Below are 14008 nucleotides of genomic sequence, written 5' to 3'. Positions count from 1 at the left end.
GCCTTATGCCCGATCCCTCTGAATATCCCGATGGCTTTTGTGTACGCACAGTCCCTTCTGGGACAGGTAATCCCCGATCAACTCCGCAAAGGTCACAGAGCGGTGCTTACCGCCGGTGCATCCAAAAGCAATGATCAGTTGACTTTTCCCCTCCCCCACATACAAGGGAATCAGAAAATCCAGAAGATCCTCCAGCTTTTCCAGAAGTTTCCTGGACTGGGGGAAAGACATGACGTAATCCCGCACACAGGCATCGCAGCCGGAGTGGGGACGCAACTCCTTCACATAATAGGGATTGGGCAGACAGCGCACATCAAATACCAGATCTGCCTCTGTGGTGGCGCCATACTTGAACCCAAAGGAGGTCAGCTGAATCATCATGGAATCGCTGGTTTTCTCCAGGTACAGAGACTTGACCTGCTCCTTGAGCTGAGAGGTGGAAAGATAGGAGGTATCGATCAGATAGCTGGCAATGCCTCGCAGCGGATTGAGCCGCACACGCTCCGCCGCAATGGCGTCATGGAGACTGCCCTGATACGCAGTGTCCAGAGGATGCTTCCGGCGGGTCTCCTTGTAGCGCTTAAGGATCACCTCATCCGATGCCTCCAGGAACAGCACCTTCACATCCAGACGCTGATCCAGCTTCATTTGCATCAACTGACCGCACAACTCCTCAAAGGATTCCCCGGAGCGAATGTCCATGGCAATCGCCACCCGATCCAGCTTGCTGCCGGACTGCATGCACAAATCCACAAACTTATGCAGAAGCTGTAGCGGCATATTGTCGATACAGTAAAAGCCGATATCCTCCAGCACATGCATCGCCAGAGATTTTCCGGATCCGGACATGCCGGTCACAACGGTAAACTGCATGCTGCACCCCCTATTTCAATACGATCGGTTCCAGTTCCAGTTGAAAACCGGTCTGTTCCCGGACAACCTGCTGTACCTTGTCAGCCAATGCCAGAATATCAGCGCAGGTAGCACCGCCCTTGTTGATGATAAACCCACTGTGCTTGCGGCTCACCTCTGCGCCCCCCACAGACAGCCCCTTCAGACCGCAAACCTCAATCAGCCGGGACGCATAATCTCCCTGGGGACGCTTGAAGGCACTGCCGGCGCTGGGATATTCCAAAGGCTGCTTTTCCCGTCGCTTTTCCATGGTCGCCTCCATCACCGAGCGGATCTGCTCCGGATCCCCCGGTTGCAGCTGCAAGGTTACAGAAGTAATGATCCCCCCATTTTCCATAAAACAGCTGTGCCGGTAGGAAAGCTGCATATCTGCCGCATCCATCTGCACCAGATTCCCATTCCGATCCAGGTACTCTGCGGAGACAGCCACATGAGACAGCTCTCCCCCATAAGCACCGGCGTTCATGTACAAGCCACCCCCCACCGTACCGGGAATCCCGTAGGCAAATTCCAAGCCGGTCAGTCCTGCATCCAGCGCAGCAGTGCATACAGCCCGGAGGGAAGCCCCCCCCTGACAGACAAGCTGATTTTCCTGCCGGGTAATCCGGGCAAAGGCATGCCCGAACAGCAGCACCACTCCATCAAAGCCTTCATCCGGCACGATCACATTGCTGCCCCGTCCAAGCACGGCAAATGGGATCCCCTCCCGGCGCAGGAACTGCACCAGGGTCTGCGCAGTCCGGGCACTGTTCACATGCACCAACGCCCGGCATGGCCCCCCCACCCGAAAGGTGGTATGCTCCGCCAGGGATACTTCCGTTTCCATCTTGCAGCCGCACTGCTGACACAGGGTCTCCAGTTGATTGATATATGTCATACTTTCTCCTCGCTGTTGTATGGTTTCTCAGAACAGGATATTCCGCTTTTTCGCCACCCATTCCTTCACACGCTCTGCCTCTGCATTGAAAATCAGCCGCTCCGGAAAGTCCAGACTTTCCAGCAGCTGCATGGATTCGGGTACCTGCCCGATGAGGGTGCAGTAATGGCAATCCGTATTCACCACAATGGGTACTTCCAGTTCCTTGCACAGCCGGAAGATCTCATAGGCATTCTGCCGGGAGCCGGGCTTGTAGAGAATGGAGCTTTCGTTCAGCTCCACCAGCTTATTGTATTCCTTGAAGCATTTGAGGGTGGGGACATAATCAAAGGGGAAGAAATCCGTGGTACAGTGACCGATCACGTCCACCGCCTCATTCTCCTTTGCAAGCCGCTGGTATGCCCGGGTGCATGCCTCCGCAGTCATGGAGGGCACTACCGGCTTATGCAGGGATGCAATCACCCACTCCATATGCCCCAGTTCTTTTGCATTCAGATCCAGATTGCCATCCTCGTCTACAATATTCGCCTCCACACCACGCAGCATGGGAACGCCGCAAATCTCCCGTGGAAGGATCTTGTAATTATGAAAATGCCACAGGTGGGGCGCATCCGGCTCCGCAGGCCCGTGATCCGTCAGGGCAAAAAGCCGGATGCCAGCTTCCTTGGCGGACTGTGCAAGCTCATTGATGGTGGAATAGGCGTGGGTGGATGCAATGGAATGACAGTGCAAATCAGCTTGAATGTGCATGGATAAGCCTCCTGCTATTGAGTAGTGTTACCTTAAAACTGTTCGTAATTTTTCACGGTTTCCTTGCTGTCCATATCCAGCCCCAGACGATCCAGCAATTCCTGTGCCGCATTGTAGCCCATCTTTTTCTGACGATTGTTCATGGCTGCAACCTCCATGATGACCGCAAGATTTCTTCCTGGCTTTACCGGAATCGTCAAAGACGGAACCTTCACCCCAAGAATGGAAGTATACTGGCTGTCAACCCCCATCCGATCATAAATCTTTTCCGGATTCCAAAGCTCCATCTCCACGATCAGATCGATCTTTTCCGTCATCTTGATGGCACCCATACCAAACAGGCGGCGTGCATTGATGATGCCGATGCCACGCAGCTCCAGGAAGTGGCGAATGTTATCCGGGGAACTGCCCACCAGGCTGATGTTGGATACCTTCCGGATCTCGACTGCATCATCCGCCACCAGACGATGCCCGCGCTTTACCAGCTCAATGGCAGTCTCACTCTTGCCCACGCCGCTTTCGCCGGTGATGAATACACCCTCGCCGTAGATCTCGATCAAGACCCCGTGCCGGGTAATCCGGGGCGCCAGATTCAGATTCAGAAAGGCGATCAGGCCGGACATAAAATTGGAGGTGCTTTCCTTGCTCCGCAGAAGCGGCACCTCGTACTGCTTTGCAAACTCCAGCATTTCCGCAAAATAGGGCAGCTCCCGGGTGATGATCAGCGCCGGCAGCTTCTGTGCAAACAGCATCTCCAGCCGGTCACGCCGGGTCTTTTCGTCAATGGTGGACAGGTACGCAAACTCCATCTTGCCGATGATCTGGATCCGCTCCGGATTAAAGTATTCATAAAACCCCATCAGCTGCAAACCGGGACGGTTCACATCATTTTCCTCGATCTGAATGTCCTTGGCTTCCTTGTGAATATAAATGGTCTCCAGCTTGAATTCGTCAATGATCTTCTCCAGGCTCACTTTAAACTTATCTGTCATAATGACCCCCTTCTACTTCCGGCAGTGCCAATGGAACAGAACCGCCGCATGTACATAATACCTGATTATATTATACTACACTCTCCCGGATAATTCAAGGCAATACGCAAAAAGCAGTGCCGCTTTTCGCAGCACTGCTTTCCAAAAATATAAAAGTTAGCCGAATACACTCAGCAATACGCCTGCCGCCACAGCAGAACCGATTACGCCCGCTACATTCGGGCCCATGGCATGCATCAACAGGAAGTTGGTAGGATCCTCCCGGGCGCCTTCCTTCTGGGAGATACGAGCAGCCATTGGAACAGCGGAAACACCGGCAGAACCGATCAATGGGTTGATCTTGCCGCCGGACAGCTTGTTCATCAGCTTGCTCAGCAGAACACCGGATGCTGTACCCAGGGAGAATGCAGCAACACCCAGCAGCATAACCAGCAGGAATTCCTTGTTGATCACCTTATCCGCCTTGGTGGTGGCCCCAACGGAGATACCCAGGAAAATGGTGATAATGTTCATCATTGCATTCTGTGCGGTATCCACCAGACGGCTTACTACGCCGCTTTCCTTGAACAGGTTACCCAGCATCAGCATACCCACCAGAGGAGCAGCGGAGGGAATCAGAGAACCAATAATCAATGTAACCGCAATGGGGAAAATAATCTTTTCCGTCTTGGACACCTTGCGCAGCTGACCCATCTTGATGGAACGCTCCTTCTTGGTGGTCAGAGCACGCATGATCGGCGGCTGAATAATGGGAACCAATGCCATGTATGTATAAGCAGCCAAAGCGATGGTACCGGTGTCGATCGCACCGCCGCCGCTGAGCAGCTTACTGGAAACGTAGATCGCAGTCGGACCATCTGCACCACCGATGATAGCGATGGAGCTTGCCTCCTTACCGGTGAAGAACAAACCTGCAAGGATGAAGGTAAAGAAGATGCCGCCCTGTGCAGCCGCACCCAGCAGGAAGCTCTTAGGGTTTGCAATCAAAGGCCCGAAGTCGGTCATACAGCCGATGCCCAGGAAGATCAGAGGCGGATAAACCTGGAGCTTAACGCCCATATACAGGATATCCAGCAAGCCGCCTTCCCGCATGACTTGCAGATAATCGATCCCTACATGCTCTCCTGCCGCATTCATACCCGTCCACAACTCCGGATGGTACATGCCTGCATTGGGAATGTTGGTCAGAAGCATGCCGAATGCGATGGGCAGCAGCAGCAAAGGCTCGAAACCCTTCTTGATTGCCAGGAACATAAATACAAAGGAAATCAGGATCATTGCCAGGGACTTTAAGCCGTCCACTGAGGTTACAAACGCATACAGACCGCTTTCAAACCACAAATCCTTCAGGGTTTGCAGCAGCGTTTCTAAAATTATCATCGTACTCGCCCTCTCTCTTTAAAATGGTGTGGTATTATCCCGCAGCCCAGCCATATACCAGGCGGGTCTTGCGCCCCGAACCGAAGCCTGTCTGGGTCGAATGGACTTTACGGCGTAGGTTGTGCCCTCAGCATCGCCCATGGCAGAGATCGCTGCACAAATCGCCGCAACCACTGCCTGCTCTTCATTCAGATCCGCAGCCGGAGATTTCGGAGCCGGCTTGGGAGCAGGCTTCTGCTCCTGTTTGGGGGCAGAAGGCGCATCCGGCTTACTCTTGTTGGATCGGCTTTCAAAGAACTTTCCAAGCAGGGACACAAATGCGATCAGAATGATCAGCCCAAGGAATACCACCGCAAAGCCGGTCAGTGTGACAGCAATAATACCCGTAAAGGGAATTTTCTCGTTGCCGTTCATTTCCGACATGAAAAGCGGGGCGGCATTTGCCAGCATCATCCAAGTTTTCATATGTATACGCTCCTATCATAAATAAAATAGCACATAAAAATATTATACACGATTTCAGCATCAATTGCAAGGGCAACACCGCACAAAGATGGTGCGGTAGATGTGCCAACATGTTTTTCGTCAGATTGCACAGAAATGACGCAGGAATACTGGCGTATTGCAAGGAGTTTCTGTGTGATATGACGGAAAATTCGTCAGCAGATGCCGTGCAAAGCCACCAGGCGGTCTTTGTGCGATGTTGCCCAAGCATTTTATCATCCATTCTACACATTTTTTGTGATGGTTGACAATCCTGCACAGCATGGTATAATGAGTAAAAAAGGAGAAAATCAACTATGCAATATGCAATTCTGATTTTGCTGATCCTTGCCGTCATCCTGCTGCTGATTCTCATATTCCGCCGCAGCCGGGATCTCATCGACGCCATGGAGCAGCAGCTATCACAAGCAAAAGATGCCCTGTTGGAACAGGAACGACTCATGCAGCAGGAATGGAGCAGCGGCATGCACCAGAACATCCGCACCATGGGCGACGGGCTGCTGACGGCGGAAAAGCTGGGCAGAGAGGCACAGGAGCAGCAGCTCAAGCTGATGGATCGGAGCATCGGCACCCGACAGCAGGTACTGCGGGAGGAGCTCAATGCGCAGCTGTCCCAGCTGGAAAAGCGGCTCCAGACCTTTGAGCTTTCCAGCGAACAGAAGCTGGAGGGTATGCGCAGCACCCTGTCCCGGCACATGATGGACATGCAGGAAACCAACAGCCGTCAGCTGGATCAGATCCGGTCAACGGTGGACGAAAAACTGCAAAAGACCCTGGACGAAAAAATGGCACAGTCCTTTCAGCTTGTCAGCACCCGGCTGGAGGAAGTATACAAGGGACTTGGGGAAATGCAGACCCTTGCCGCCGGCGTGGGAGACCTGAAAAAGGTGCTGTCCAACGTCAAGACCAGGGGCATTCTGGGGGAATACCAGCTGGGGGCGCTGCTGTCGGAGCTGCTGGCGCCGGAGCAGTATGAAACGGACATTGCCACCATTCCCGGCAGCAAAAACCGGGTGGAATTTGCCGTGCGCCTTCCGGGAGAGGGTGCAGAACCGGTATATCTGCCCATTGATTCCAAATTTCACGGGGAAGCCTATGCCCAACTGCAGGACGCCTACGAGCATGGGGATCCGGCGGCAGTCAAGGTCGCACGGGAGGTACTGGTAAGTCGGCTCAAGCAGTCCGCCAAGGACATCCGGGACAAGTATGTGGAGCCGCCCTACACCACCTCCTTCGGCATACTGTTTGTTCCCTTTGAAGGATTGTATGCAGAGGCGGTCAGCCTTGGGATGGTGGAGATCCTACAGCAGCAGTATCAGATCAATCTGGCAGGACCAAGCACCATGGCGGCTCTGCTGAATGCGCTGCAAATGGGCTTCCACACCCTTGCCATCCAGAAGCGCAGCAATGAAATCTGGCAGGTGCTGGGCGCTGTCAAGACGGAGTTCCTCCGGTTCGAGGATATTCTGGCTGCCACCCAAAAGCATATGCAGCAGGTTTCCACTGACCTGGACAAGCTGGTAGGCGTCCGGACACGTGCCATCAACCGGAAACTCCGCAGCATCGAACAACTGGAGCCCCAGGACGCTTCCGCATTGTTGGAGGAGGAACCCCAATAAAGCCAATCAAACATGCATAAAAGAAATGCGCTGTCAGAATTCCGGCAGCGCATTTTTGTATGGAAGTATTGAGAATCTTATACGTTGAACAGCAGATCAGAGTAGGGCGGCAGCGGCCAATCCTCTGCGGAAACCAGCATTTCCAGCTGATCCGCATAAGTACGCAGGTCACCCATAGCGGAGAATACCTGGCTGCGGTATGCCTTTGCACACTCCAGCACATCGCCGATCTCCTTGGCTGCGTTGACCTTGCTCTCCAGAGCCTGCATTGCCTCGTACATCTTGGCAGTGTTGCTGTCCAGATCCGCCGCAAGCTTGGTTTCCGCAGAAGCATCCAGACCCAACTGCTTCTTTGCAATGGCGGTATCGCAGATCTTCTTGCCGTATTCCATTGCAGCAGGCAGCAGCTTCTTCTTGGTCATATCCAGCATGGTCATGGCTTCGATGTTGATGACCTTGCTGTAATTTTCCAGAAGGATATCGGTACGGGAAGCGATCTCCTCCTTGGTGTAGATGCGGAACTTCTCAAACATTGCAATGTTCTGAGGATCCATGTAATGAGGCAGAGCATCCACAGTGGATACCAGATTCGGCAGTCCTCTCCGGGCAGCCTCCTCCAGCCACTCATCCGAATAGCCGTTGCCGTTGAAGATGATCGCCTTGTGCTCCTTGATGGTCTGGATCAGCAGCTCCTTCAGCGCCTTGTCAAAGTCCTCTGCCTGTTCCAGCTTATCAGCAAATTCACACAGCTCCTGTGCAACAATGGTGTTCATGATGGTATTGGTACAAGAAATAGAATCCGCAGAGCCCAGCATTCTGAACTCGAACTTGTTGCCGGTGAAAGCAAAGGGAGAAGTACGGTTCCGGTCGGTTGCATCCTTCCGGAAGTTGGGCAGAGCGTCTACGCCGATAACAAACTCCAGATCCTGATCGGTCTTGATGTTGGTACCGTTCTCCAGTGCATCCAGTACTCTCTGCAGATCATCGCCGATGAAAATGGAAACTACAGCCGGCGGTGCTTCATTTGCACCCAGCCGGTGATCATTGCCAGCGGAAGCTGCAGACAGACGGAGCAGAGGCGCATACTCATGTACACCCTTGATGATGGCACACAGGAAGGTCAGGAACTGCATGTTGTGCAGGGGTGTGTCACCGGGATCCAGCAGGTTCTGTCCATCGTTGGAGGAAATGGACCAGTTATTGTGCTTGCCGGAGCCGTTGACCCCTGCGAAGGGCTTTTCGTGGAGCAGGCAAACCAGACCATGCTTCAAAGCGATCTTCTTCATCATCTCCATAGTCAGCTGGTTGTGATCCGCCGCAATGTTAGAGGTGGTGAAGATGGGGGCAAGCTCGTGCTGTGCCGGAGCAACCTCGTTGTGCTTGGTCTTGGCGTAGATGCCCAGCTTCCACAGCTCACAGTCCAGATCCTTCATAAAGTCGGATACTCTCTGCTTGATGTTGCCGAAGTAGTGATCCTCCATCTCCTGACCCTTCGGAGACATTGCGCCGAACAGGGTTCTGCCGGTGAGGATCAGATCCTCACGCTGATCGTAGGTCTTCTTGTCTACCAGGAAGTATTCCTGCTCCGGGCCAACCGTGGTAGAAACCCGGGTAGCAGTGGTGTTGCCGAACAGGCGCAGGATACGCAAAGCCTGTTCGTTGACTACTTCCATAGAACGCAGCAGCGGCGTCTTCTTGTCCAGAATCTGACCGGTGTAGGAACAGAACGCTGTGGGGATGCACAGGGTATTGTCCTTGATAAATGCATTGGAGGTAGGATCCCAAGCGGTGTAGCCTCTTGCCTCAAATGTGGCACGCAGACCGCCGGAGGGGAAGGAAGAAGCGTCCGGCTCGCCCTTGATGAGCTCCTTGCCGGAGAAGTCCAGAATCACCTTGCCGTCGCCGGCGGGGGTGATGAAAGCGTCATGCTTTTCAGCGGTGATACCTGTCATAGGCTGGAACCAGTGGGTGTAGTGGGTTGCACCCTTTTCCACTGCCCAGTCCTTCATGGCATTTGCCACCACATCTGCTACATCGCTTTCCAGTGCAATGCCGAACTGCTTGGTTTTCATCACGGATTTGTAGATATCCTTCGGCAGTCTTTCCCGCATCACCGTATCATTGAATACGTTACAGCCAAAATACTCGGAAACGGACGGATGCTTTGCTTGCTCTGACATATGAATTCCTCCTTAAAATAAAAACAGCGCTCCGACACTGACCGATACTGGATCCTGCATAACGGTCAGAATCGAAACGCCATTGTTTCAAATCTTCTGTTGCCATTATACAGCAACTGTGCCGGAATGTCAAGATGCATTCTGGATTTTGTTTCTTTGACAGAATTCTTTCCCCATATTCTTTTCTCATGTGTCAATTCTGACAAATGCATTGGGCTATATCACATTTATATGCACAGAATCCGGCAAAAGCCGTTGGTTTCCTATTGACAAACCACTTGAAAATATGATATAGTTTTCTATAGAGTGACATGTGTTTTTCTGTCGCGGAATGTATCAGACGCAAAAGGAGAGTAGGATGAACGAACAAAGACGGCTGATCGTAGTGGATTCCTCCGTTTTGCCGGAGGTCATTCTGAAAGTACTTGCTGTCAAGAAGCTGCTGGCAAGCCGGGAGGAAAAAAGCTCTGCCTCTGCATGCAAGCGCATCGGCATCTCCCGCAGCGCCTACTACAAGTACCGGGACAGTGTATTCTCCTACGATGACAAGATGACCAAACGGATTTTGACTCTGTCAGCGCTTCTGCGGGACGAGCCGGGCATTCTCTCCAGTGTGCTGGTGACTCTGCACGCCTGTGAAGCAAACATCCTGACGGTCAACCAGAACATCCCCATGGACGGGGTTGCAGCAGTTACCATTTCCCTGCGGCTCAGCGGCGGCAACGAGGGTGCATTGCAGCTCCGTACCCGCATTGCACAGCTCAAGGGCGTGGTGGATGTCAAGCTCTTGTCCGGAGAATAAAGAGCAATTCAATGATATGGAAGGAGAGATTGCCCGAACGGGCAGTCACATAAAAGCTATGGCAAAGTTTGCAGTATTGGGATTCGGCGTGGTCGGTTCCGGCGTAGTGGAACTGTTTTACAAAAACAAAGCCCACATTGAAGAAAAAGCAGGACAGGAGATGGATGTCAAGTACATTCTGGATATCCGCCAGTTTCCTGCAAGCCCCTATAAGGACAAGATCGTGGCAAGCATTGACCCGATCCTGGAGGATCCGGAGGTCACTGCGATTGCAGAGTGCATGGGAGGCGTAGAGCCTGCTTTCACCTATGTCAAGGCATGCCTGGAACGGGGTAAGAGTGTTTCCACCTCCAATAAGGAGTTGGTTGCCCAGAAGGGTGCAGAGCTGCTGGCACTGGCTGCGGAAAAAAACTGCAATTTCTTCTTTGAAGCAAGCGTAGGCGGCGCCATCCCTATCATTCGTCCCCTGCATAAGTGCCTGGCCGCCAATGATATCAGCGGTGTTGCCGGCATCCTCAACGGTACTACCAACTTCATTCTCACCAAAATGATCCGGGACAAGATGCAGTTTGCCGATGCGCTGGCTCTGGCACAGAAGCTGGGCTATGCAGAAAAGGATCCCACCGCAGATGTGGAAGGTCTGGACGCATGCAGAAAGATCTGCATCATCTCCTCCCTGGTGTTCGGCAAGCACGTTTACCCGAAGGATGTTTACACCAAGGGCATTGCCGACATTGCACTGGAGGATGTGGAGCTTGCCGGGCATCTGGGTGGCGCTGTCAAGCTGATCGCCAGCGTACAGCGGCAGGCAGATGGCAGGATCCTGCCGGCGGTTATGCCCATGTTCGTGTCCTATGACAATCTGATCTCCCGTGTGGATGACGTGTTCAACGCAATCATGGTATACGGGGACGCCATTGACAAAACCATGTTCTACGGCAGAGGCGCAGGCAAATTCCCCACAGCCAGTGCAGTACTGGGCGATGTGATCGATGCCGTCAAGCATGCACGCACCGTATTCTCACAGGCCTGGGAACCCTCCGATGACAACCGCTTCCTGGCTCCCATCGCAGAACGCACTTCCAGAATGTATCTGAAGGTGAGCAAGTGCGATCCCCAGCAGATGTTCCGGAAGCTGTACGACTTTTACGCCTCCCAGAAAATCGCCGTGGATGCACAGCTGTCCCTTGCCCGGCTGAAGGACGGGGAAAACATCGCATTTCTCACGCCTACAGAGTTGACGGAGGCGCAGTGCGATATGCTGGTGGCACAGATGACCACAGGAGGCATTCAGGTGATCAGCCGCATGCCGGTTCTGAACTGATCGTCTCTTTTGTGAAAACTGCAAGAAAATTCGCTTAACGGCTTGATTTTTTTATCACTATATGCTATACTATATACATCACAAGGAAGGCTGGCTGTTCTGTACAGCGGCATTCCAGAGGAGGAATGACAATTGAAACTTATCGTAACAGCAAAGAAAATGCAGATCGCCCAGAGCTTTTCCACATATGCAGAAGGGAAGCTCTCCGCTAAACTGGATCGCTTTTTTGAAGGCGACGCAGACGCAAAGATCACCCTGTCCGAGCAGAAGAATCTGATCGTACTGGAGTTGACTGTAAAGGCAGGCAGCATGATCTATCGCGCAGAGCAGACTGCATTGGATAAAAACGATGCACTGGATGCGGCGATTGACAAGATTATTCGCCAGATCTGCAAAAATAAGAGCAAGCTGGGCAAGCGCATCAAGGAAGGCGCATTCCGGGATCTGCCCATGGATGCGGTAGAAGAGCAGGCTTCCTACGAGATCATCAAACACAAGACCTTTAAGATGCGTCCTATGAGCGTGGACGAAGCCATCCTGCAGATGAACATGCTGGGGCATGCGTTCTTCATGTTCTGCAATGGTGCAACCGGCGCAGTGAATGTGGTTTACCGCCGTGATGACGGAAACTACGCCGTTCTGGAGCCTTCCATCGAATAAATTATGCATCCGGTCTACGAATTATGCGATGCTAATCCAATCCACCTGTTAAACAGGTAATACGATTGAAATAACCCCTTAAGAGCGTGAAAAGCCTCTTAAGGGGTTTTCTTGTTATAGTCAAAAACAAAATGGACGCCGTATTGGGAACAGTACCGTAATGCCAAACCACAAATCGGCGTAGGGACTCTGATCGTCATCGCTTCCACATCTTGAAAGTGATGATACCGATGGCACAACGCCGCTGGAATACAACAAAAGCCTCAGCAAGACCAGTCTGCCATTGGCATCAGTATTCCACACTCCGCCTACTGTTGCTCAGCCAATACAAAGTCATATTTCATTTCCAGTGCGGCGAACAGGCGCTGCATTACTGCATTTGCCGTTGCAGTAATATCCATCTGCAAGACCTGTGAGATCACTTCTTCCTGCTTTTCCTTCGGCACATTGTAAGCACCCAGACTCATGGTCAGGAATCGCTTTAATTTGCGTTTTAGCGTAAAATAGCAGTCGCACTGCTTGGTCATGTATGCCCGCATGATCCCAGCCGTTCCGATCTCCAGCTCAAAGAAATCCGCTTCCCTGCACTGGGGCAGATAGCTCCCGAAGATCCGATACAGTTCCACCGCTGTTTTCCGGTGAATAAACTCAGCCACCTGGGGATCTGTATAGGCTTCCGTGTAGATCTCCCGGAGGTTTTCATTCAACTCTGTCAGAGTGATCTGGATAGAGGTTTCCAGGGCATACAGCAAAATAGGGTCTGCATGCTCCCCTGCCAGCTGATTGGCAATACCAAACTGGTTTGAGAACATAAATTCTGTCAGCTCCAGCAGTATGCCGTCCTTGGAGTGAAAAATATTGTAGAATGTACCGTTGGTTACATCAGCCAGTCGGAGGATCTCTGCATTGGTGGTTCGGCTGTACCCCTTTTCAATAAACAGACGAACGCATACAGAAAGAATCCTTCTTTTGGCGTTCTCTTTATCATACCTTCTTGCTATTTTCAACACCGCTTTCTTCTTGATTGGATTGTGATCTAATTATACCATACCATTTGTAAAAATGCAATAGCTTCATCACAAATTACATACAGTAATTTTTACATGGATGCTGCGCACCCATTCTTTTTTCTGTATTCTGTCGGAGAACAGCCCACAATGCTCCGAAAATGCCGGTTAAAATTAGAGAGATTCCGAAACCCACAGTCCAGGGCGATTTCCAGAACACTACATTTGGTCTGCTTCAATGCCTTGCATGCCACATCAATCCGAAAATGCGTCATATACTCCACCGCACTCAGCCCCACATGTCTGCGGAATTGGTTCATAAAATAGCTTTCACTCAAATGCACCGATGCAGCAAGCTGCGCAATGGTGATCGGTTCTCTGAAATGTGCTGCTATGTATTCCAGAGCCGGGCGAATATTCTCACCGGAAGCACCCACATGGGGCGGACTCTCCGCCTCCGTTTCCAACAGCCAGAACAAACGAAGCATCTCACTGCGCAGCAGCATATCCAACTGGGGCGTATCCCCTCTGGCACAGGAAAAGATCTGCTCGGTCATGCTTTGCAGAGCGTTATAATAAGGGTGGGTCGATGTAATCCGGGTGGGTATCCGCATACTGCCGGTCACCAGAGGCTGGATGCAAGCGCTGTTGTACCGGTCTGCATCCGATCCGCCCAACAATGCCGGGCTGAACACCAGGGTATCGTATACCTGCCGGGTGCCGGGGCAAGGATAAATCGAATGCAGCACATTGGGCTGTGTCAGAATGATATCTCCCTTGGCAGAAGTAAATTTCTCCTCCCCGCAAATAAACTCTGCCGCCCCCTCCCGGATATAATTCAGTTCAAACTCCCGGTGCCAATGCATGGGCACACAGTTGAAGTAATCCGGGATCACACATTCATAATAGCTGAAGGGCTTGGCGCTGGAAGAATGAATCCGGTTTTCCCTGGTATCCGGATGCTGCATGCAATCTCACCTCAAAAAATAGGATCGTATCAG

Annotated in this window: 13 protein-coding genes; 4 read left to right on the top strand and 9 right to left on the bottom strand. The window is 52.1% G+C overall.

Annotation, left to right across the window (positions count from 1 at the left end):
- Positions 1 to 3 precede the first annotated feature (3 nt).
- The 6 genes from rapZ to RUM_RS08080 form a co-directional block, all read right to left on the bottom strand.
- On the bottom strand, positions 4 to 873 hold the full coding sequence (rapZ, locus tag RUM_RS08105; RefSeq protein WP_015558651.1) for an RNase adapter RapZ: 870 nt from the start codon (positions 871 to 873) through the stop codon (positions 4 to 6).
- Between the two features lie 10 nt (positions 874 to 883).
- The gene (gene murB / locus RUM_RS08100; RefSeq protein ID WP_015558650.1) at positions 884 to 1789 is read right to left on the bottom strand and encodes a UDP-N-acetylmuramate dehydrogenase; all 906 of its coding nucleotides are present in this window, start codon (positions 1787 to 1789) and stop codon (positions 884 to 886) included.
- Positions 1790 to 1816: 27 nt separating this feature from the next.
- Entirely contained in the window at positions 1817 to 2539 is a 723-nt protein-coding gene (locus RUM_RS08095) for a phosphatase (RefSeq protein ID WP_015558649.1), read from the bottom strand.
- A 32-nt stretch (positions 2540 to 2571) separates the two neighbouring features.
- Positions 2572 to 3531 (bottom strand): HPr(Ser) kinase/phosphatase, encoded by a 960-nt coding sequence (gene hprK / locus RUM_RS08090; protein WP_015558648.1) that lies wholly within the window; start codon positions 3529 to 3531, stop codon positions 2572 to 2574.
- A 156-nt stretch (positions 3532 to 3687) separates the two neighbouring features.
- Complete coding sequence (locus RUM_RS08085) at positions 3688 to 4911, bottom strand: sodium ion-translocating decarboxylase subunit beta (RefSeq protein WP_015558647.1); 1224 nt, start codon at positions 4909 to 4911, stop codon at positions 3688 to 3690.
- An 18-nt stretch (positions 4912 to 4929) separates the two neighbouring features.
- A complete protein-coding gene (locus tag RUM_RS08080) occupies positions 4930 to 5376 on the bottom strand; it encodes an OadG family protein (RefSeq protein WP_015558646.1) in 447 nt (148 codons plus the stop codon).
- 335 nt (positions 5377 to 5711) lie between these two features.
- Between RUM_RS08080 and RUM_RS08075 the strand changes: the two genes are divergently transcribed.
- On the top strand, positions 5712 to 7034 hold the full coding sequence (locus tag RUM_RS08075; RefSeq protein ID WP_015558645.1) for a DNA recombination protein RmuC: 1323 nt from the start codon (positions 5712 to 5714) through the stop codon (positions 7032 to 7034).
- A 77-nt stretch (positions 7035 to 7111) separates the two neighbouring features.
- Here RUM_RS08075 and RUM_RS08070 read toward each other — a convergent pair whose 3' ends face one another.
- Positions 7112 to 9214 (bottom strand): glutamine synthetase III family protein, encoded by a 2103-nt coding sequence (locus tag RUM_RS08070; RefSeq protein WP_015558644.1) that lies wholly within the window; start codon positions 9212 to 9214, stop codon positions 7112 to 7114.
- A gap of 358 nt (positions 9215 to 9572) precedes the next feature.
- Here RUM_RS08070 and RUM_RS08065 point away from each other — a divergent pair, with 358 nt between their 5' ends.
- The 3 genes from RUM_RS08065 to hpf all read left to right on the top strand — a co-directional run bounded on the left by RUM_RS08065 (position 9573) and on the right by hpf (position 12000).
- The gene (locus RUM_RS08065) at positions 9573 to 10016 is read left to right on the top strand and encodes an ACT domain-containing protein (RefSeq protein ID WP_015558643.1); all 444 of its coding nucleotides are present in this window, start codon (positions 9573 to 9575) and stop codon (positions 10014 to 10016) included.
- Between the two features lie 58 nt (positions 10017 to 10074).
- Positions 10075 to 11340: a homoserine dehydrogenase gene (locus tag RUM_RS08060; protein ID WP_041326356.1), complete on the top strand. Its 1266-nt coding sequence runs from the start codon at positions 10075 to 10077 to the stop codon at positions 11338 to 11340.
- A gap of 132 nt (positions 11341 to 11472) precedes the next feature.
- Positions 11473 to 12000 carry a ribosome hibernation-promoting factor, HPF/YfiA family gene (hpf, locus tag RUM_RS08055; protein ID WP_041326355.1) on the top strand — a complete coding sequence of 176 codons (528 nt, stop codon included), beginning with the start codon at positions 11473 to 11475 and terminating at the stop codon, positions 11998 to 12000.
- 308 nt (positions 12001 to 12308) lie between these two features.
- On the opposite strand, the gene RUM_RS08050 is transcribed toward hpf, so the two are convergent.
- Together RUM_RS08050 and RUM_RS08045 are read right to left on the bottom strand one after the other, a co-directional pair.
- Complete coding sequence (locus RUM_RS08050) at positions 12309 to 13007, bottom strand: TetR/AcrR family transcriptional regulator (protein ID WP_242821761.1); 699 nt, start codon at positions 13005 to 13007, stop codon at positions 12309 to 12311.
- 92 nt (positions 13008 to 13099) lie between these two features.
- Positions 13100 to 13975 (bottom strand): AraC family transcriptional regulator, encoded by an 876-nt coding sequence (locus RUM_RS08045; protein ID WP_015558641.1) that lies wholly within the window; start codon positions 13973 to 13975, stop codon positions 13100 to 13102.
- Between the last annotated feature and the right edge of the window lie 33 nt (positions 13976 to 14008).

The organism is Ruminococcus champanellensis 18P13 = JCM 17042, from assembly GCF_000210095.1.
In the GTDB taxonomy this organism is placed as follows: domain Bacteria; phylum Bacillota; class Clostridia; order Oscillospirales; family Ruminococcaceae; genus Ruminococcus_F; species Ruminococcus_F champanellensis.
Note: the sequence above shows the minus strand (reverse complement) of the source record. Positions and strands in the feature narration are given on the sequence as shown.

Coding starts and splice junctions, on each gene's coding strand:
- rapZ (WP_015558651.1), bottom strand. CDS start 873: ATGCAGTTTACCGTTGTGACCGGCATGTCCGGATCCGGAAAATCTCTG.
- murB (WP_015558650.1), bottom strand. CDS start 1,789: ATGACATATATCAATCAACTGGAGACCCTGTGTCAGCAGTGCGGCTGC.
- RUM_RS08095 (WP_015558649.1), bottom strand. CDS start 2,539: ATGCACATTCAAGCTGATTTGCACTGTCATTCCATTGCATCCACCCAC.
- hprK (WP_015558648.1), bottom strand. CDS start 3,531: ATGACAGATAAGTTTAAAGTGAGCCTGGAGAAGATCATTGACGAATTC.
- RUM_RS08085 (WP_015558647.1), bottom strand. CDS start 4,911: ATGATAATTTTAGAAACGCTGCTGCAAACCCTGAAGGATTTGTGGTTT.
- RUM_RS08080 (WP_015558646.1), bottom strand. CDS start 5,376: ATGAAAACTTGGATGATGCTGGCAAATGCCGCCCCGCTTTTCATGTCG.
- RUM_RS08075 (WP_015558645.1), top strand. CDS start 5,712: ATGCAATATGCAATTCTGATTTTGCTGATCCTTGCCGTCATCCTGCTG.
- RUM_RS08070 (WP_015558644.1), bottom strand. CDS start 9,214: ATGTCAGAGCAAGCAAAGCATCCGTCCGTTTCCGAGTATTTTGGCTGT.
- RUM_RS08065 (WP_015558643.1), top strand. CDS start 9,573: ATGAACGAACAAAGACGGCTGATCGTAGTGGATTCCTCCGTTTTGCCG.
- RUM_RS08060 (WP_041326356.1), top strand. CDS start 10,075: ATGGCAAAGTTTGCAGTATTGGGATTCGGCGTGGTCGGTTCCGGCGTA.
- RUM_RS08045 (WP_015558641.1), bottom strand. CDS start 13,975: ATGCAGCATCCGGATACCAGGGAAAACCGGATTCATTCTTCCAGCGCC.